General features: G+C 44.0%; 18 protein-coding genes. 3 read left to right on the top strand and 15 right to left on the bottom strand.

What is annotated here, in order from left to right:
• Positions 1 to 16 precede the first annotated feature (16 nt).
• On the bottom strand, positions 17 to 991 hold the full coding sequence (gene cysB / locus ITG09_06165; protein ID UPR53206.1) for an HTH-type transcriptional regulator CysB: 975 nt from the start codon (positions 989 to 991) through the stop codon (positions 17 to 19).
• Between the two features lie 322 nt (positions 992 to 1,313).
• On the opposite strand from cysB, the gene ITG09_06160 reads away from it, so the two are divergent.
• Together ITG09_06160 and ITG09_06155 are read left to right on the top strand one after the other, a co-directional pair.
• A complete protein-coding gene (locus tag ITG09_06160) occupies positions 1,314 to 2,078 on the top strand; it encodes a DNA repair protein (GenBank protein UPR53205.1) in 765 nt (254 codons plus the stop codon).
• 142 nt (positions 2,079 to 2,220) lie between these two features.
• Positions 2,221 to 2,976, top strand: a complete 756-nt coding sequence (locus ITG09_06155) for a tRNA-(ms[2]io[6]A)-hydroxylase (protein UPR53204.1) — start codon at positions 2,221 to 2,223, stop codon at positions 2,974 to 2,976.
• Between the two features lie 103 nt (positions 2,977 to 3,079).
• Here the strand turns inward: ITG09_06155 and pyrF are convergent, their stop codons facing one another.
• From pyrF to ITG09_06100, 11 genes are all read right to left on the bottom strand, one after another.
• Entirely contained in the window at positions 3,080 to 3,775 is a 696-nt protein-coding gene (pyrF, locus tag ITG09_06150; GenBank protein ID UPR53203.1) for an orotidine-5'-phosphate decarboxylase, read from the bottom strand.
• Positions 3,776 to 3,905: 130 nt separating this feature from the next.
• Positions 3,906 to 5,081: a lipopolysaccharide assembly protein LapB gene (lapB, locus tag ITG09_06145; GenBank protein ID UPR53202.1), complete on the bottom strand. Its 1,176-nt coding sequence runs from the start codon at positions 5,079 to 5,081 to the stop codon at positions 3,906 to 3,908.
• Positions 5,082 to 5,093: 12 nt separating this feature from the next.
• Positions 5,094 to 5,366, bottom strand: coding sequence for a DUF1049 domain-containing protein (locus ITG09_06140; GenBank protein UPR53201.1), 273 nt, complete (start codon positions 5,364 to 5,366; stop codon positions 5,094 to 5,096).
• Between the two features lie 129 nt (positions 5,367 to 5,495).
• On the bottom strand, positions 5,496 to 5,780 hold the full coding sequence (gene ihfB, locus ITG09_06135) for an integration host factor subunit beta (protein UPR53200.1): 285 nt from the start codon (positions 5,778 to 5,780) through the stop codon (positions 5,496 to 5,498).
• 121 nt (positions 5,781 to 5,901) lie between these two features.
• Complete coding sequence (gene rpsA / locus ITG09_06130) at positions 5,902 to 7,572, bottom strand: 30S ribosomal protein S1 (protein UPR53199.1); 1,671 nt, start codon at positions 7,570 to 7,572, stop codon at positions 5,902 to 5,904.
• A gap of 106 nt (positions 7,573 to 7,678) precedes the next feature.
• Positions 7,679 to 8,359 carry a (d)CMP kinase gene (gene cmk, locus ITG09_06125; protein UPR53198.1) on the bottom strand — a complete coding sequence of 227 codons (681 nt, stop codon included), beginning with the start codon at positions 8,357 to 8,359 and terminating at the stop codon, positions 7,679 to 7,681.
• Positions 8,360 to 8,618: 259 nt separating this feature from the next.
• Positions 8,619 to 9,365 (bottom strand): 3-deoxy-manno-octulosonate cytidylyltransferase, encoded by a 747-nt coding sequence (kdsB, locus tag ITG09_06120; protein UPR53197.1) that lies wholly within the window; start codon positions 9,363 to 9,365, stop codon positions 8,619 to 8,621.
• Complete coding sequence (locus ITG09_06115) at positions 9,365 to 9,544, bottom strand: Trm112 family protein (GenBank protein ID UPR53196.1); 180 nt, start codon at positions 9,542 to 9,544, stop codon at positions 9,365 to 9,367. Before ITG09_06115 ends, kdsB begins: the two co-directional genes overlap by 1 nt.
• On the bottom strand, positions 9,525 to 10,532 hold the full coding sequence (gene lpxK / locus ITG09_06110; GenBank protein UPR53195.1) for a tetraacyldisaccharide 4'-kinase: 1,008 nt from the start codon (positions 10,530 to 10,532) through the stop codon (positions 9,525 to 9,527). Before lpxK ends, ITG09_06115 begins: the two co-directional genes overlap by 20 nt.
• 14 nt (positions 10,533 to 10,546) lie before the next feature.
• Entirely contained in the window at positions 10,547 to 12,295 is a 1,749-nt protein-coding gene (gene msbA, locus ITG09_06105) for a lipid A ABC transporter ATP-binding protein/permease MsbA (GenBank protein UPR53194.1), read from the bottom strand.
• A gap of 31 nt (positions 12,296 to 12,326) precedes the next feature.
• Positions 12,327 to 14,459 carry a DNA internalization-related competence protein ComEC/Rec2 gene (locus ITG09_06100; protein UPR53592.1) on the bottom strand — a complete coding sequence of 711 codons (2,133 nt, stop codon included), beginning with the start codon at positions 14,457 to 14,459 and terminating at the stop codon, positions 12,327 to 12,329.
• Between the two features lie 215 nt (positions 14,460 to 14,674).
• Here ITG09_06100 and ITG09_06095 point away from each other — a divergent pair, with 215 nt between their 5' ends.
• Positions 14,675 to 15,187, top strand: coding sequence for a DUF2062 domain-containing protein (locus ITG09_06095; protein ID UPR53193.1), 513 nt, complete (start codon positions 14,675 to 14,677; stop codon positions 15,185 to 15,187).
• A gap of 204 nt (positions 15,188 to 15,391) precedes the next feature.
• Here the strand turns inward: ITG09_06095 and lolE are convergent, their stop codons facing one another.
• The 3 genes from lolE to lolC are packed head-to-tail and all read right to left on the bottom strand — an operon-like array spanning position 15,392 to position 18,530.
• Complete coding sequence (lolE, locus tag ITG09_06090) at positions 15,392 to 16,636, bottom strand: lipoprotein-releasing ABC transporter permease subunit LolE (GenBank protein UPR53192.1); 1,245 nt, start codon at positions 16,634 to 16,636, stop codon at positions 15,392 to 15,394.
• On the bottom strand, positions 16,637 to 17,329 hold the full coding sequence (gene lolD, locus ITG09_06085; GenBank protein UPR53191.1) for a lipoprotein-releasing ABC transporter ATP-binding protein LolD: 693 nt from the start codon (positions 17,327 to 17,329) through the stop codon (positions 16,637 to 16,639).
• Entirely contained in the window at positions 17,322 to 18,530 is a 1,209-nt protein-coding gene (gene lolC / locus ITG09_06080) for a lipoprotein-releasing ABC transporter permease subunit LolC (GenBank protein UPR53190.1), read from the bottom strand. Before lolC ends, lolD begins: the two co-directional genes overlap by 8 nt.
• Between the last annotated feature and the right edge of the window lie 60 nt (positions 18,531 to 18,590).

The raw sequence follows: 18,590 nt of genomic DNA, 5'->3' as shown, positions 1-18,590 counted from the left end.
GATCTACACGATGAGATTAACGAACCGGCAGTTCGATATCCTTAAACATCTCTTCAATTTCATCATTTGATTTAAGAGAAATTGCTTGCTCAACAACAGGTCGAGTTAGATGTGGTGCAAAACGCTCCATAAAGTCGAACATGTAAGAACGTAAGAAGGTGCCCTTTCTAAAACCAATGCTGGTTGTACTCGCACCAAATAGATGGCTCGCATCAATCGCAACCAAATCAGTATCTTGCTCGTTGTCAATCGCCATACTTGCGATTACACCAACACCAATGCCCATACGCACATAGGTTTTGATTACGTCAGCATCGGTCGCGGTAAACACAACCCTAGGTGTTAGACCAACTTTGTTGAACGCGGTATCGAGTTCTGAGCGTCCCGTAAAGCCGAAGACGTAAGTCACTAGAGAATAGGCGGCAAGATCTTCAATTGACACTAATTTCTTTTGCGCTAGAGGGTGATCTTTAGTAACAACAATCGAGCGATTCCAGTGATAACAAGGCAGCATAATCGCGTCTTGATATAAATGAAGCGCTTCCGTTGCAATCGCAAAATTCGCTGTACCCTTAGCGACGGCTTCTGACATTTGGCTTGGCGTGCCTTGGTGCATGTGAAGCGATACTTTAGGGTAACGCGCAGTGAAACCTTTAATCACATCAGGCAGTGCATAACGAGCTTGAGTATGAGTGGTTGAAATATTCAATGTACCCATCTCTGGATGAGTGTGCTCACCCGCTACCGCTTTAATACTTTCAACGCGCGCCAAAATCTCTTGAGAGATACGAATGATATCCTCACCCGCTTGGGTTACCTGCGTTAGATGCTTGCCGCTACGCTCAAAAATCTGAATGCCTAATTCGTCTTCAAGTAATCTAACTTGCTTACTAATGCCAGGCTGAGATGTGTACAAACTCTCTGCTGTAGCTGAAACATTTAGGTTATGGTTTAGAACCTCAACAATGTACTTCAGTTGCTGTAACTTCATATCTAACCTCGTAATCCTTTACTCATTTCTGTGCTAACTTATTTGCAAAGAGAGCGTTATAGTCTCGTGTAATATAATTAATAGTTATAACGCTTAGAACACAAAAATGACAGGAAAATTGAGTTTTTCTAGCTTAACAAACAAAAATATCACTAACGCTTTGCAACCCAACCCTCATTCTCATACATTAGTTGGTAAGTTTTGATTGCCGATTTCGCTCAACAAGAGATAATCAGAAATTGCAATTTACGAGTGCCGATACACAATGGAATCGTGTATCCTCTCCAGTTAGCTATAGAAAATAATAAGCAGACTCAAATATATGAATATTGGTTTAATCATCGTCTTAGTAGCCGTTCTTTTGGTGTTAGTTTTAGGCTACAACATCATGCTTCAATATAAAGTTAAGGTAGAAACAGCGAAGAAACAGGAAGCTTCTCGTTATCTAACCATTATTGACGGTACAGAAGAACTGATTGGCAACGCTCACCACATGCCGTTTAGCCAAGATCTCCTTGTATGCTTAAACAATCGAATTCTTGATGCATTAGAAAATATGTATCAACTCGATCCAAAAAATAAGCAACTTGCCCAACGCATTGAAAGTGTAAAACAGCAAATCACTCAGCTTAAAGAGAACTACAAAGGTGGCGAGAGCACGGCTTTCCGCGTGCCAAGTAGTGACAAGCAAGCGATCATGATGCTTAAGTTAGTTAAGCGCCTGCGTGATACGGTGCGCAACGAGCACAATAAAGGCCGCTTTGAGACCCAAGCTTATGTTGTTGAGAATGCTCGTCTAGAGACAATTCAAATTCGCATCAACATTGAAAATGTCATCAAACGTGCAAACGATTCGATTTCTCGCGGACAACCGGGAACAGCAATTCAGCTATTACGCAAAGGTATTGATGCTTTAGCGACTAAGAACGATTCGTACTCTAATCAAGCCAAAGAAAAGCTTCAACAGATGCTCAACGAGCTTGATCAGAAACGCCAAGACAAAAACGCTCAAGATTTACAGCAGATGGAATCTAAAGAGCGAGAAGACGATATGGACGCCCTTTTCGGTCAGAAGAAGAAATGGTAATCGTCTAACCCAAAAAAGAAAAGGCCGCCTTATTTACTTAAATAGGCGGCCTTTTTTGTACCTAGTTAATTTCCTTTCTCCGTATAGGGAGATCTAGTGAGCTGTGATAAAATCCCGCATTATCAACAAAGTTGCCCCGACCATGTATCAAGAACTATTAGCTCCAATTCATTCCTTTCTTAAAGCCGAAACGCCAGATTCATGGATCGATGAAGCCAAAAAGCCAGAAAACCTCCACATCATTTTGCGCGACCACATGTTGTGTGAACTCAAGGCTGCTCAAAGCGCTTTATTCCTTATCCGTAAATACGCGGTAGATAAAGAAAGTGCCAAGCAATTAAACGAATGGATCTTGCCATACGAGCAATTTGCTTACCGTCGCATTGGTGATTTAGAGTCACTTCGTGGCAAGAGCAACGTTTCAAAACAGATCACAGCAAAAGAAGGCTGTAATTACGGCGCTGACCTTATCGATAAGATGGTGCTGTTGATTAAAGAGGAACTCCACCACTTCTATCAAGTAATGGAATTAATGGAGAAGAAAGGCGTGACTTACCAACCGATCGAAGCCGGTCGTTACGCGAAAGGATTGATCAAACAAGTAAAGACATACGAGCCTGATGCTCTGGTCGACAAACTGATCATCGGCGCCTTTATTGAGGCTCGTTCTTGTGAACGCTTCGCTAAATTGGCTCCTTTCTTAGAAGAAGACATGGAGAAGTTTTACGTGTCTCTACTTCGCTCAGAAGCGCGTCACTATCAAGATTACCTTGAGCTAGCAGAGCAAATCGCAGGGAAAGATATCTCTGAACGTATCGCACACTTTGCTCAAGTAGAAGCTGACCTTATTACTTCAGAAGACAGCGACTTTAAATTCCATAGTGGTGCGCCAGTTTAAATTAAGCCAGTCTAGTCCAAACGAATTCTGTTTCTCGAAAACAAACAAGAAGGCCAGCAATTTGCTGACCTTCTTTATTCGTATCGCTAGCTATAAGAGAAACTTAAGCTAGAGTACCGTTAATCTCAGCAAGAACCGCAGCAGGGTCTATAGCTTGAGTAATTGGACGACCGATAACTAGGTAGTCAGAACCTGATTCAATCGCTTTAGAAGGCGTCATGATACGCTTCTGGTCACCAACATCAGCGCCCACAGGGCGAATACCCGGAGTCACTAGTTTGAACTCCTGACCAAGTGCACCTTTCAACAAAGAAGCCTCTTGTGCAGAACATACCACACCGTCTAAACCTGAGTTTTTCGTCAGAGAAGCCAAACGCATAACTTGTTGTTGTGGTTCAAGATCCAAACCAATACCCGCCAAATCAGATTGCTCCATGCTGGTTAGTACCGTCACCCCGATTAGCAATGGACGATCTTTACCATATGGTTCTAAGATCTCACGCGAAGCGGTCATCATACGTTCGCCGCCACTGGCGTGTACATTAACCATCCATACGCCTAATTCAGCGGCGGCACGAACGGCTTTTGAGCATGTGTTCGGGATATCGTGGAACTTTAGGTCTAAGAAGACTGAAAAACCACGTTTATGCAATTCACGAACAAATTCAGGGCCAAACAAGGTAAACATCTCTTTGCCGACTTTTAAGCGGCAAGATGCTGGGTCAATACGATCAACAAAGGCTAACGCATCCGCTTGGTTGTCATAATCCAAGGCTACAATGATTTTTTGGTCGTTCATTTCATCTCCTAACGCAGTTAACTTTCTACAAAATATTTACTCACCTACACATAGCGGGTGATAAATAACAGTCATAAAAATGCAGCCCGAAAGCTGCAATTAAAAATTTGGTCTTAAAATGACCACAAATCTATTCACCATCAAGCCCACGAATAGGCTTGATCGTCCCCCACCCTTTACATGAAGGGCAGTGCCAATACATTGAGTGTGTTGAGAAACCACACTGACGGCAACGGTAATGAGGCTTAACCTTAAGCTGCTCACCAACCATGGATTGAAGCGTGGTTAAGCTATCTTTCGCTCGACCTTCTTCTGCTTCTGCTAGGTGATAATCGATTAATCGATAAAAACCTTTCATGGTTGGGTTTTTAACAAGCTGTTTTGTCAGTAGCTCTTGAGCTGAGCCTACATCTTCATGGTGAGCAACCAATTGTGCCAGCATCAGTTCCGCAGAGACACCGGCTTTCTTCTGGATACACGCTTTAAGGAATTCGACCAGTTGAGCTTCTTGTCCAAGCTTGTGGTAACACTCAGCAAGGGTTGGCAACACCTCACTAATGAAGTCGATATCTTGCTCGAGTACCGATTCAAGACAATCGATGGTCTTTTGGTAATCTTCGTTCGCTAAATGAAACTTGCCTAAAGCAATACTAGCACGGACACATTTGGGGTCTTCAGAAAGTGCCTTTTTAAAATGCTGAAGCGCTTTAGAGCGATTGCCATCGGCTTGCTCTTGCATCGCAAGCTCACACCAGAAATGCGCGACTGTGGCACGCATCTTCATTTTCTTCTTACCGAGTTTGACTAAAATATTTCCGTAATGGATAGCTTTGTTCCACTCACGTGTTTGCTGATAAATAGCAACCAACTGTTGCAGAGCACCCTCTTTATGGTCAGGTTCTTCTACAAGCTGTTCAAAGATTTTTTCGGCACGGTCAAGAAAGCCAGAGACCATATAGTCTTTAGCTAATTGTTGCAGTGCGAGGTTTTTCTGATCGAGCGTTAATCCTGAACGAGAGATAAGATTTTGGTGAATGCGAATAGCGCGGTCGACTTCGCCTCTTGAGCGGAACAAGTTGCCCAAAGCCAAGTGAGTATCGATGGTTTCATTGTCTACTTGAAGTAGCTCTATGAAGTGATCAACCGCTTTGTCAGATTGGTCTGACAGTAATAGGTTCAAACCCGTCACGTATTGACGGGAGATCTGGTGTGATTGTTTTTGTTTTTCTTGCTGAGCGTTACGATTACCCATATACCAACCATAAGCGGCTGCGATAGGCAAAAGTAAGAACAGTAACTCTAACATCAAATATAGCCTTTAAGCTTTAGTATCAGCAGCGACCTGCTTTGATTGCTTATTGAGTTGCTTCTTCAAGCGATGAATTTTTAGCTGAGACCGCATGTGCATGTTACCAAAGACTAACCAAGCAAGGCCAAAGCCTGAAACGAATACAACCCCTAATAAACTTGATAGGTGGAAGTCACCTTGTGCAAGCAGATAGTTGAAATTCACAGTTGTTTGGTTTTGAGAGCCTAAAGCCAGTGCAATTAGGAAAAGTGCGATAACGGCGACTATTTTTATAATTTTCATAGTTCATCACTCATTGGTTGGTTAGCTGTACGATTATGCAGGAAAATTACTAATCAGACCACCATATTATGGTCATAAAAAAGCGGCATACATTATAGTATGCCGCTTTTCTTAATTCCGATAAGTAGGCTACATTCCTGAGTTTACTCGTTCACGTAACTCTTTACCTGGTTTGAAGTGAGGAACGTATTTACCTTCTAACTCAACCTTGTCACCAGTCTTTGGGTTACGTCCAACACGAGGCTCACGATAATGCAGAGAAAAGCTGCCAAAACCGCGAATTTCGATTCGATCACCACTTTCTAGTGTTGAAGCCATATGCTCTAAAATGTCTTTTACAGCGTCTTCAATTTCTTTTGCAGAAAGATGCGTTTGCTCAGCGCATAGTCTTTCAATCAATTCAGACTTAGTCATAGTTACCCTCGTTGGTTTTCTTTTTAGAAATTATAGACCTATCGGAAAAATAAGCAAAAAAAAAGGAGCCTTACGGCTCCTTTCTTGGCTAGATAGCTATAATTCTCTTAATGAGAAGCTATTATTCGCCTTTAGCAGCTTTGAATGCGTCTGCCATTGCGTTACCGAACGCGCCTTCTTCAGACTTGTTCAGTGAAGCCATTGCTTCTTGCTCATCAGCTTCATCTTTAGCTTTGATAGATAGGTTGATTACGCGGTTCTTACGGTCTACACCAGTGAACTTCGCTTCAACGCTGTCGCCAACGCTTAGGATTAGAGATGCATCTTCGATACGGTCGCGAGAAACTTCAGAAGCGCGGATGTAACCTTCAACGCCTTCGATTAGCTCGATAGTAGCGCCTTTCGCATCAACTGCAGTAACAGTACCGTTTACAAGAACACCTTTCTTGTTGTCAGCAACGTATGCGTTGAACGGGTCGTTTTCCATTTGCTTAACGCCAAGAGAAATACGCTCACGCTCTGCATCTACTGCTAGAACAACAGCAGAGATTTCGTCGCCTTTCTTGTATTCACGTACAGCTTCTTCGCCGGCAGCGTTCCAAGAAATGTCAGATAGGTGTACAAGACCGTCGATACCGCCTTCTAGACCGATGAAGATACCAAAGTCAGTGATAGACTTGATCTTACCAGTAACTTTGTCGCCCTTAGCTTGCATTTCTGCAAATGACTGCCATGGGTTAGCTTTACACTGTTTCAGACCTAGAGAGATACGACGACGTTCTTCGTCGATATCAAGAACCATAACCTCAACTTCGTCGCCAACATTAACAACTTTAGAAGGGTGGATGTTCTTGTTAGTCCAATCCATTTCAGAAACGTGTACTAGACCTTCAACGCCTTCTTCGATTTCAACGAAGCAGCCGTAGTCAGTTAGGTTTGTAACACGACCAGAAAGCTTGTGACCTTCTGGGTAACGCTTAGCGATTGCTACCCATGGATCTTCGCCTAGTTGCTTAAGACCTAGTGAAACACGAGTGCGCTCACGATCGAACTTAAGAACTTTAACTAGGATTTCGTCACCAACGTTAACGATCTCTGATGGGTGCTTAACGCGCTTCCAAGCCATATCTGTGATATGTAGAAGACCGTCAACACCGCCAAGGTCAACGAATGCACCGTAGTCAGTAAGGTTCTTAACGATACCTTTAACTTCAGTACCTTCTTGTAGAGTTTCAAGAAGTTCGTCACGCTCAACACTGTTTTCAGATTCGATAACAGCACGACGAGAAACAACAACGTTGTTACGCTTCTGGTCTAGCTTGATTACTTTGAACTCTAGCTCTTTGTTTTCTAGGTGAGCAGTGTCACGGATAGGACGTACGTCTACTAGAGAACCTGGAAGGAAAGCACGGATACCGTTAAGTTCAACAGTGAAACCGCCTTTAACTTTACCGTTGATGATACCAACAACAGTTTCAGCTTCTTCACAAGCTTTCTCAAGTACGATCCAAGCTTCGTGACGCTTAGCTTTCTCACGAGAAAGTTGAGTCTCACCGAAACCATCTTCAACAGCGTCTAGAGCTACGTCTACTTCAGCACCAACTTCAACTTCAAGTTCGCCAGCAGCGTTCTTGAATTGTTCAGCAGGGATAGCAGATTCAGACTTAAGACCAGCATCTACAAGAACGAAACCGTTCTCGATAGCTACTACAGTACCTTTAACGATGCTGCCTTGTTGGAATTCAGTTTCAGATAGAAACTCTTCAAAGAGTTGAGCAAAAGATTCAGTCATTATTTAATCTTCAATAATTAAACGTCCATGGGTATCCTACCGCATGGGGTTGATAAATTCGCCGGTCATCATCCTTGCGACCAACGTTCGTACTAGCTCGGCGAAATTACCCAGCCAGTTTCGATTCAATATAGTGTAGTGCTTTTTCTACTACCTGCTCAATATTCATTGAGGTGGAATCAAGCACTAGAGCATCCTCTGCAGGGCGAAGTGGCGCCACTGGGCGATTACGATCTCGATCGTCTCGCTCTTGGATCTCGCTCAAAAGGTCGTCAAATTTAACATCTAACCCCTTCTGTTGCAACTGTTTAAGGCGGCGACTCGCACGCTCTTCAGCACTTGCATCTAAAAATATTTTGGCTTCAGCTTCAGGAAACACAACCGTTCCCATATCACGGCCATCAGCTACTAAACCAGGAGCAGCATTGAATGCGCGTTGACGACGAAGCAGTGCTTCACGAACGCGAGGTAAGGCAGCCACTTTTGAAGCCGCCATACCAGTCTCTTCCTTACGAAGCTCACCAGACACATCTTCGCCTTCTAGGATAACCTTAACTAAGTCGCCTTCAGCAATAAACTGCACGTCTAAGTGAGTTGCAAGAGGTACTAAAGCATCTTCTGATTCAGTGTCCACACCATGGTGAATTGCTGCTAAAGCCAATACGCGATAGATCGCGCCTGAGTCTAGAAGATGAAAGCCTAGCTTATCTGCTAGCAACATACACAGGGTACCTTTACCTGCACCACTTGGTCCATCAACCGTAATCACTGGGCTTTGAGAAGGCATCTTTTACTCCACGTTTTGTCGTAAGTTTTATTATGTACTAGCAATTAGCCACTACTTTGTAGGCGGCATATTATAGAGAAAAATTGAAAGTCGAGCGAGGTAAATCTCAGATAATTCAAACTTGATGATGCATCAACGAATGCAACCGACTCAATATCAATCACCTTAGGTCAATAAGACTCGCTCCGGCTTTGTCTTGATATAAAAAAGCCCCGTCATTGACGAGGCTTAGAGATCCTGTATGGAGACTCAAAGAAGCTTAACCAATAATGGCACGAACCGCTTCTAAATCTTCAGGAGTATCCACGCCAGCTGCAGGAGCTTCCATTGCTACGTCTACGTGAATTTTCTCGCCGTACCAAAGCACTCTCAATTGCTCCAAGCACTCTATACGTTCTAGCGTACTAGGCTCCCAATTAATGTACGTATTGATAAACCCAGCTCGGTAAGCATAGATACCAATGTGTCGTAGTAAAGGAGACTCCGCAGCCGTACCATTGTTAGCGTAAGCATCGCGATCCCAAGGGATGGTTGCTCGGCTAAAATACAGAGCATAGCCGTCTTTGTCGGTCACAACTTTAACAGCATTAGGATTAAACACTTCATCAGCATGAGTAATTTCCACACCCAAGGTCGCCATCGGTGCTGTGCTGTTCGCGAGGTTATTCGCAACCTGATTAATAATTGCAGGTGGGATCAGTGGCTCATCCCCCTGAACATTCACGATAATATGGTCATCAGGAATCTTCATCACTTCAATCACTTCAGCTAAACGCTCTGTACCTGATTCGTGATTCGGAGATGTCATACAAACGGTCGCGCCAAATGCTTTAGCCGCTTTTTCAACTCGAGCGTCGTCGGTTGCGATAATAACGTTATCGGCTCCTGCTTTCATTGACTGTTCGTATACCCATTGAATCATTGGCTTTCCACCAATGTCAGCAAGAGGCTTTCCTGGTAAACGGCTCGATTGGTATCTTGCAGGTATAACAACCGTATAAGACATTACTTACCCTCATCCATAGAAACGGTGCGAGCTTCAGGTTCTAAAAGAACAGGAATACCCTCTTTAATTGGGTAAGCAAGGCGATCAATTTTACAAACAAGCTCTTGCTTATCCTTGTCAAAAGTTAGTTTACCTTTACATACAGGGCAAGCAACGATCTCAAGTAGACGGTGATCCATAGTATTCCAAAACCTCTTTTATTCTTTTTAAAATTTGCTGTTGCGAATCTTCATTGAACTGCGCAGAAACTGGAAGATACCACCAGTTATCTTGAGCATATTCTTCACATTTTACAGCGTCTTTTTCTGTCATAATCAGATTCATACCTTTCTTAGCTAAGGCATGAAGTTCATCTTTATCAAAATCTTGATGGTCAGCGAAGCCTTGTGTGAAAACCACATCACCATCAAGATCTTCCAATGTTTTGAAAAAGCGCGGTGGGTGGCCAATACCGGCAAAAGCCACCAGCTTCTGTAATTCTGCCACAGACCTTTTCTGACCTGTTTTCAGGTTAACCGCTTGGCTTGGAAGCAAAGACATCGAGAACTCTCTCCCATGCGCTTTACCACCATTGTTAACCAGAAAGTCGACCTCTTCTAAACGAGATACAGGCTCTCGTAATGGGCCTAAAGGAATCAAACTCTCGCTACCAAAGCGCCTAGCGCCGTCGATAACTGCAAATTCAATATCGCGTTCAAGCGCGTAATGCTGAAGGCCATCATCAGTGATAATCACCTCAACACCTTTGCTCAGCAATGCTTTCACCGCGTTTGCACGCACAGGATCGACTGCAACTGGCGCACCAGTTCGCTTCCGAATCAAACGAGGTTCATCACCTGAATGTTCTGCAGGTGTGTTTTCATCCAATATTAACGGGTAGCTTGGCGCTTTTGCCCCATAACCTCGAGATACGACTCCGGGTTTAAAGCCGTGAGCCTGAAGCATCTCAACTAACCAAATCACAACCGGTGTTTTACCATTTCCACCCGCGGTAATATTGCCAACAACGATCACAGGTAAAGGTGGGCGATAGGTTTCTTTATTCCCAGAGAGATACGCTTCGCGACGTTGACTGCTGATCATTTTGAACAGCAGACTCAACGGCCACAACAGTGGCCAGAGAAGGTATTTTAACGGGTGATTGTTAAACCAAATCTTTTCGATCACAACAAGACCTAATCTTATCCGCTAAACTGAATTCGGTGCAGTTGAGCATAGGCGCCATCATGTGCGATTAGCTCAGCATGCGCGCCCCTTTCTACAATACGACCATCATCAACCACTAGAATCTCATCGGCTTGCTCGATGGTAGAGAGTCGGTGTGCGATAACCAATACTGTTTTGTCTTTCTGCAGTTCTTCTAGTGCAGATTGAATCGCTCTCTCTGACTCTGTATCAAGTGCAGACGTTGCCTCATCAAGAATCAAAACCGGTGCATCTCTCAATAGAGCTCGAGCAATCGCAATACGTTGCCTTTGACCACCTGATAGATTGCCACCGTTCTCGCCAACAACCGTATCAATACCGTTTTCCATATTTTCGATAAACTCACTCGCATGGGCAAGTTTAGCTGCATGTTCAATCTGCTCTCGAGAAAATTCATCGTTTGTTGCGTAAGCGATGTTGTTCGCGACCGTATCATTAAATAGATGCACATTTTGAGAAACAAGAGCAAAGTGTTCCCGCAGATTTCTCAATTCATAATCACGAATGTCGTGGCCATCAAGCTCAATTGAACCTGAGTCTACGTCATAAAAACGAGTAAATAAGTTGGCAATGGTACTCTTGCCCGATCCAGAACGCCCAACAAGCGCAACCGTTTTGCCTTTCGGTATATTGAAGCTCACCTTATCGAGTGCTGGTTTCTCTGCGCCCTCATAGGTAAACGTCACATCTTTTACAGCAACTTCACCGCTTACGTTTGCAGGTTTCAACGTACCTTTGTTTTGTTCTGTATCGAGATCCATCAAACCAAATAGCGTGGTACTGGCCGCCATACCACGTTGAAACTGAGAAGTTACACTCGTCAACGCCTTCAATGGACGCATTAAGCCAAACATTGCCGAAAAGATAACGGTAAACGTACCAGGAGTGAGCTCAGCTCGAATAGAGTCAAAACTAGCTAAGATCAAAACAGTAACAACGGCAACAGATGCAATCATTTGAATTATTGGGTTAGCGGCCGCTTGTGCGGTTACTAACTTCATACTCTGTTGGCGCATTTGGTTACTAACTTGATCAAAACGTTGCTTCTCGACGTCTTGACCACCATAAGTTAGAACCACTTTATGCCCTTTTAACATTTGCTCTGCAGACGACGCTACATGGCCCATACTGGTCTGCATGTTCTTCGAGATCTTTCTAAATCGCTTCGATACTATGGTAATAGCCCAAGCGACAACAGGTGCTACAGCGAATAACACCAAAGACAACTGCCAACTATTCCAAAACATCAGCGTCAACAAGCCAATAATACTTGCACCTTCACGGACAATACTGACTAACGCTTTACTAGTTGCTGCAGACACTTGCTCTGAATCGTACGTAATTCGAGATAGCAATGCACCAGTTTGCTCTTTATCAAAGAACGAAACAGGCATATGCATGAAATGACTGAAAATCTTACGACGAATTTCCATCACCACATTGCCAGAGACCCAACTTAAACAATAGGTTGAGACGAAACCACTGACACCACGAATAAACATCATGGCAAAGATAATAATAGGGAGCGTGCGTAAAAAGTCAGATTCAGCATTACCAAAGCCTTCATCAAGTAACGGCTTTAGTAAAGAAATCATATAGGTATCAGAAACGGCATTTATAATAAGCGCAATTACCGCAACACCTAGGCCGGCCTTATAGAGTCGAATATAAGTCCAAAGTCTTTTAAATGTGACCCAGGTAGTTTCATCTGTTTGTGTTGACATAGAATCGCTTAATTTTCTCACAATAGTCTATCTATTCTACTCCCTTACGGAGCATCTGCCTATACCATTGCCCACCTTGTTGTTCTCTAATCGCATGATATTGCCAACCTTCTTTACTAAGAGCGATGGTTATTTGTCCGCTTTCTCCAGTATCTAGCCAAGTGCTCCCCGCTTCCTGATACCGCCCGACAACTGATTCGTTCGGCATTCCCCATTGATTGCCTTTGGCCAGAGAAGCTATCGCCAGTTGAGGAGATACGGTTTCAATAAAGGGCTGAATCGAAGACGAATCACTACCATGATGCGGAACCAACATTACATCACTCCTTAGCAGTTCTCCTTCACGAGCAAGTAACCACTCACTTACCAATTCAATATCACCAGTGAGCAACATTGAGAAATCTGCACTAGGGTCTGAAATCTTTACCACACACGAATGTGGGTTATACGCCCTCTTTACTTGCTTAGGAGGCCACATCACCTCAAAAACAATATCTTGCCAGTTCCAAACATCTCCAAGAGTACATGTTTGAATATTAGACGGAGCTTGAGTGGTAGATTGGCGTTCTTGAATAATGTTCTGACTGGTTCTTATCCACTTGGGCGTATAGTTCTCAAGTAACGCTGGATAACCACCAGCATGGTCAGAATCGAAATGACTCACAATCACGCCTTCTAACTCATGAATTCCCCGCTGATTCAAAGTAGGGATCAACAAAGACTCAACAACCGAGCCTCCTGGCCACGCATTGCCAAGATCATAAACAACAATCTGATTGTTCTTTTCCAAGACCAAAGACAACCCATGCCCAACATCCAAGATATCAATAGTTAGTTTGTCTTGCTGGGGTTTGCTGAACTCCCACCACAGCACAAACACTGCTGTTACTAATATCGATAATGTTCGCTTGAAATACCGACTAACAAAGCTCAAAAACAAGATCAGGAATACTGATAATGCAATCGTCTGATTATCAACTTGGATCCAAAATCGCTCAGAGAAAGGAAGGCTAAATACGAGAGGCTCAAGCGATAAGTCAACCAACATCCACAGCTGACGAACCAAACTGTTGTCTAGCGCTATTAAACTAGCCACACCAGACACTGACTCCGATATTAAGCTTAGAAACATTGCCAGAAACAACAGCGGGATCGTCACCAACGATACCCAAGGCAGAAGTAGTAAGTTATAGAAAACCGAGATCAGGCTAACCCCTTTAAAGAACAACATAGAAAAGGGAGCGATAAGTATTGTCAGCATTAGCTGTATTTTGATGAGTTCCAATACTCGGCTCGTAAGCGTGATATTTAACGAAGATGAAGTACTGTTTAAAGCAATGTAGAGAACCGCACCCAAAGCACCAAAGGACAACCAAAAGCTACTCGACAATGCTGAGAATGGCCAAATAAATAAGACCACGCACAGACTTAAAGCCACATAACGGACCAAGCTGATATTTTGACCACGCCACAAAAAATAGCTTGCGATAACACACATCACGAGCGCCCTTAACGTAGGTAATGTAAAGCCAGCAAACCAACTGTAAAAAGACGCCAACCCTAACCCGAACAGTGTAGGTAGCCAAAGAAGCTGAGGTGATAATAATCTAACTAACTTCCCCAATTGATAGCCAATACCAAAGGCTATGCTGATATGCAATCCAGAAATAGCTATCAAGTGAATCAACCCACTGCTTTTGAGCAAATCCCATCGTTGGGGCGGAATAAGGTCACGATAACCAAAACTCAACGCCATAATGAGGTCTGCATTCGCTAGTTGGTTCAATCTTTCTAAACTGCTTTCAAACCACAGAGAACGTAAGTTGGTGCTTGAGTGAATTCGGTATTTGCTATCGGCCCTGTAAGTTGCATTGGCAACCACGCCTGCACTAAACAAGTACTTTTCTAAATCAAAGCCGGCTTCATTGAGTTTGCCCCATACAGGCTTTATGGACACAGATAAATTGACATCATCTCCAAGCGTTAACTTAAAAGGAGTAAACAAACGCAATTTTATCAATTGAGGAAAGATTAATTTTTCGCCGCCAATTGATCTGGCTACTATTACGCTTTCAAAACCGTGGCTATTTTCACTAAAAAGGCTAACAATCGACGCATTTATGGTAGTATTCTGCCCTGATTGGAATAAGCGACTCGTTTGTATTTCAATCGCATTCCCTAGGCAGATAACTAGTATCAATGCTGTTACTGGACCTCTTGCACTCCGGAAAACGCTATACTTTGTCGATGCTAACAGTAACAACAGCATCAATGGTGCCCAAACCCAATGCGGCATCACAGGCCAGAAGCTGGCAGACACAACTGTCGCAGCAAATGAAATCAAGAACCAAGTGTTAAACAAGAGAGTAGCTTCCTCCTATGCCAAGAAAGTTTATCAAACGATTTATGCCTGACCATGACCTAATCAAGCGTCAGAAAGCATTGAAAGTTTTTGGCAATGTTTTGTACAACCCCAATTTATGGTGCCTTAATCGTCGCTCTGCGGCTGGCGCGTTTGCTGTTGGGTTATTCATGGCGTTTGTCCCTCTACCAAGTCAAATGATTATGTCTGCAGGCCTTGCTGTCGCATGTGGTGTTAACCTGCCTTTGGCTGTCGCGCTTGTTTGGATCAGTAACCCGGTCACCATGCCTGTTCTCTTCTACTTTGCTTATAAAGTCGGGGCGTTTGTTATGCATGTACCACCTCAAGCCTTTCATTTTGAATTGTCTTGGGACTTCATCTTGGCGCAAATGAGCACTATAGGGCCTCCGTTCTTATTGGGTTGTCTGATTTGTGGCGTGGTTTCAGCAATGATTGGCTACTTTGGTATTCGCGGTTTATGGCGTTACTCAGTAGTAAGAAGTTGGAAGAAGCGACAAGCAAGGCATTGAACGCCATTCCTTGTTATTCAATCTAACCTTGTATGTGCTTCACTTAAAACGCACGCAAGTTAAAATCGGATGAGCCACTTACCTCAGCAAGATTGGCATGTAACGAAAGTCGTAAAGAACACGAATTGAATTCAATAAAAAAGGATCCCATTGGGATCCTTTTTTGTTTGTCGAAGCGGGACTGATTTGTTATTGAGGCTAATGCTATTTAGAACTAAGCACTGAGGCTGGGTTTAACTTCGCCGCGCGTGATGCTGGATACCATGTCGCCAGCAAGCTCAATACAATCGCGGTACCGGAGACCACAACAACATCCGTCATATCAAGTTGTGATGGCAAAAAGTCGACAAAGTAGATATCACCGGACAAGAACTGGTGATCGACCAGCTTTTCAAGCCCTTTAATAAGCGTGGTGAGATTCAGCGCCACCAACACACCTATCGCACTCCCGACTAAACTGCCTAACACACCTGAGAATACGCCCTGCCAAACAAAGATGCGCTTCACAAGACCATCTGATGCGCCCATTGTTCTTAAAATCGCGATCTCTGATGCTCTGTCTTTTACAGCCATCATTAAGGTCGAGACGATGTTGAAACAAGCAACACCAATAACCAGTACCATCACCAGATACATGATAGTACGAACCAGTTGAATATCTCGATACAAGAAGCCAAACTTCTGCTGCCAGCTGCGCAGGTACACATACACATCAAGCTGATTACCCACTTCACGCACAATAGAGTTCGCGTTCAGCACATCGGTCACTTTCAAAGATACTCCAGTCACCGCCTCACCTAAGTTGGCGTAGACCTGAGCATCACCAATCGGGATCAGAGCCAAGCTGTGATCTATCTGACCATTAAGCGTTAGCAAGCCAACCACTTTCACTCGAACACGCTTTGGCGCCTGAACCTTCACAGAACCGTTTACAGTTGGAATCATCAAAGTCAGATAATCACCGACTTTCGCACCCAGCACATTCGCTACACCAGAACCCAAAATAATTTGTTGCTGCCCTGCTTTAAACCCGCTCCAAGCTTGCTTATCGATAAAACTCGATAGACTTGATACTTGTTGCTCAAGTTGCGGGTCAACGCCGCGAACCTCAATTGCTTTCAGCTCTTTGCCTTTTTCGGCAAGTGCTGTGATTTTTACATAAGGCGCCGCAGCAACGACTTTATCGTGCTTAACCGACTCCTCAATCACATGCTCCCAACGAGTCACAGGCTCATTCACGCCTTCAAACTCACCGTGAGGAATGACAGAAAGCACTCGGGACTGCAGTTCACGCTCAAAGCCATTCATCGCAGATAAACCAATGATGATCACCGCAACGCCGACTGCAATACCGATCGTCGAAGACAAAGAGATAAAAGAAACCATCTTGTCTCGTTGTTTCGCCCGACTAAATCTGCCGCCTATTAATAGAGATAAAGAAGAAAACACTTAGCTCTCCTCTTTTTCTACGTTAACCAACAAACCGTCTTGCATGTGCAGTTGGCGATCCATCTTGCCTGCAAGTTCACCATCATGGGTTACAACCAAGAAAGCGGTATCGTATTCGCGGTTCAATTCACGCATTAAATCGTAAATAGACAGCGCCGTGTTGTGGTCAAGGTTACCTGTCGGTTCATCCGCCAACACCAAAGCCGGCTTATTAACTAAAGCTCGAGCAATCGCCACACGTTGTCTCTCACCACCAGAAAGCTCCGAAGGTCGGTGATCAACACGATGACTTAGCCCTACTTTATCCAACAAACGTTGTGCTTCTTCTTTTGCTTTAGCAGGCTTTTCACCACCAATTAGCAACGGCATCGCTACGTTTTCAAGCGCCGAGAAATCCGAAAGAAGATGATGGAATTGATATACAAAACCAAGGTGCTGATTACGAAGCTTCGCCTGCTTATTCGAACTCAAAGACGCTAAGTCCTGCCCGAGAAAACTCACACTGCCGTCAGAAGCATCATCCAATGCCCCTAAAATATGCAATAGCGTACTTTTACCTGAACCAGAGGTACCAATGATTGCAACCAGTTCACCCTTTTCGATTTCAAAGCTGACTCCCTTGAGAACCTCAGTATCTAACGAGCCTTCACGGTACGTTTTACGGATATCATTACATTGAAGAAAATTACTCATAACGAAGGGCCTCAGCAGGTTTCACAGACGATGCACGATAAGAAGGGAATACAGTGGCAATCAGGCTAAGTGCAATAGCAAGAACCACAACAACAGCGATTTGAATTGGGTTAATCAAAATTGGTAGCTGACCACCAAATGAGAATAGAGCAACGCCCATCGCCTCTAAAATAGTATTGAGGTTCATCGCTAGGGCAACGCCTAACACACCACCAGAGAGCGCACCAATCACGCCACTGCTTGCACCTTGAACCATGAAGATCCCCATGACTTGACCATCGGTCATGCCTTGGGTCTTAACAATCGCGACTTCAGACTGCTTCTCCATCACCACCATGATAAGTGCAGAGATAATATTGAAAGCAGCAACACCGATGATCAGCCCAAGCATCAAACCCATCATGTTTTTTTCCATGCGAACGGCTTGGAATAGTTCACCGCGTTGGTCACGCCAATCGCTCCATACCCAACCTTCAGGCAGAGGCTGAGTTGATAACTCTGCGACTTCGAATGGGTCATCAAAAAACAGTCGCCAGCCTGAAATCGTGTCAGACTTATAACGCATCAAACGCCCTGCATCTTGAATGTGTGTGACCATCAACTGCGCATCTATATCCGAACCCGTATTAAAAATACCGGCTACGGTGAAATTTCGTTGGCTAGGTATACGACCTAATGGTGTGTATTGGCTCGCGCTGGTCACCATCAGGCGAACTTTGTCACCCATGGATACCTTCAAGTTTCTCGCCAAAGTATGACCAAGGAAAAGCTGATACTGACCCGCCTTAAGCGAAGACAATCTGCCCGCAATCAAGTGGTTCTGAAGAGGGTCATCTGAATTTGGTTCAATACCGATTAACAGACCCGCAGATAACTGAGCGGGACTCTGAATCACCGCCTCACTGCGCACAATCGGTTCGACGTGACCATTAAGCGAGATTTGTTCTGCAAAATTAGGTGCTTGAGCAGAAAGTGACGTTGTGCCTCCTTGCTCGTAAACAACGGCTTGAGGAAGAACACCAAGAATTCGGTCTTTTAACTGCGCTTCGAATCCATTCATTACCGATAAAACAGTAACCAGAGACAGCACACCAATGGTGATTCCGGCCGTCGACATATAAGAAACAAAACGGCTAAAGCGATCACCTGAACGGCCTTTCAAATAACGCAGGCCAACAAACAATGAAATAGGATGAAACATACTTTGAACCATCTAAAGGAGATGCGGGTTAATGTAACGGGTATTGCCGTTACTGTGTAG

The sequence above is a fragment of the Vibrio cyclitrophicus genome (genome assembly GCA_023206055.1).
In the GTDB taxonomy this organism is placed as follows: domain Bacteria; phylum Pseudomonadota; class Gammaproteobacteria; order Enterobacterales; family Vibrionaceae; genus Vibrio; species Vibrio cyclitrophicus_A.
This window is presented reverse-complemented; position numbering and strand designations above follow the sequence as displayed.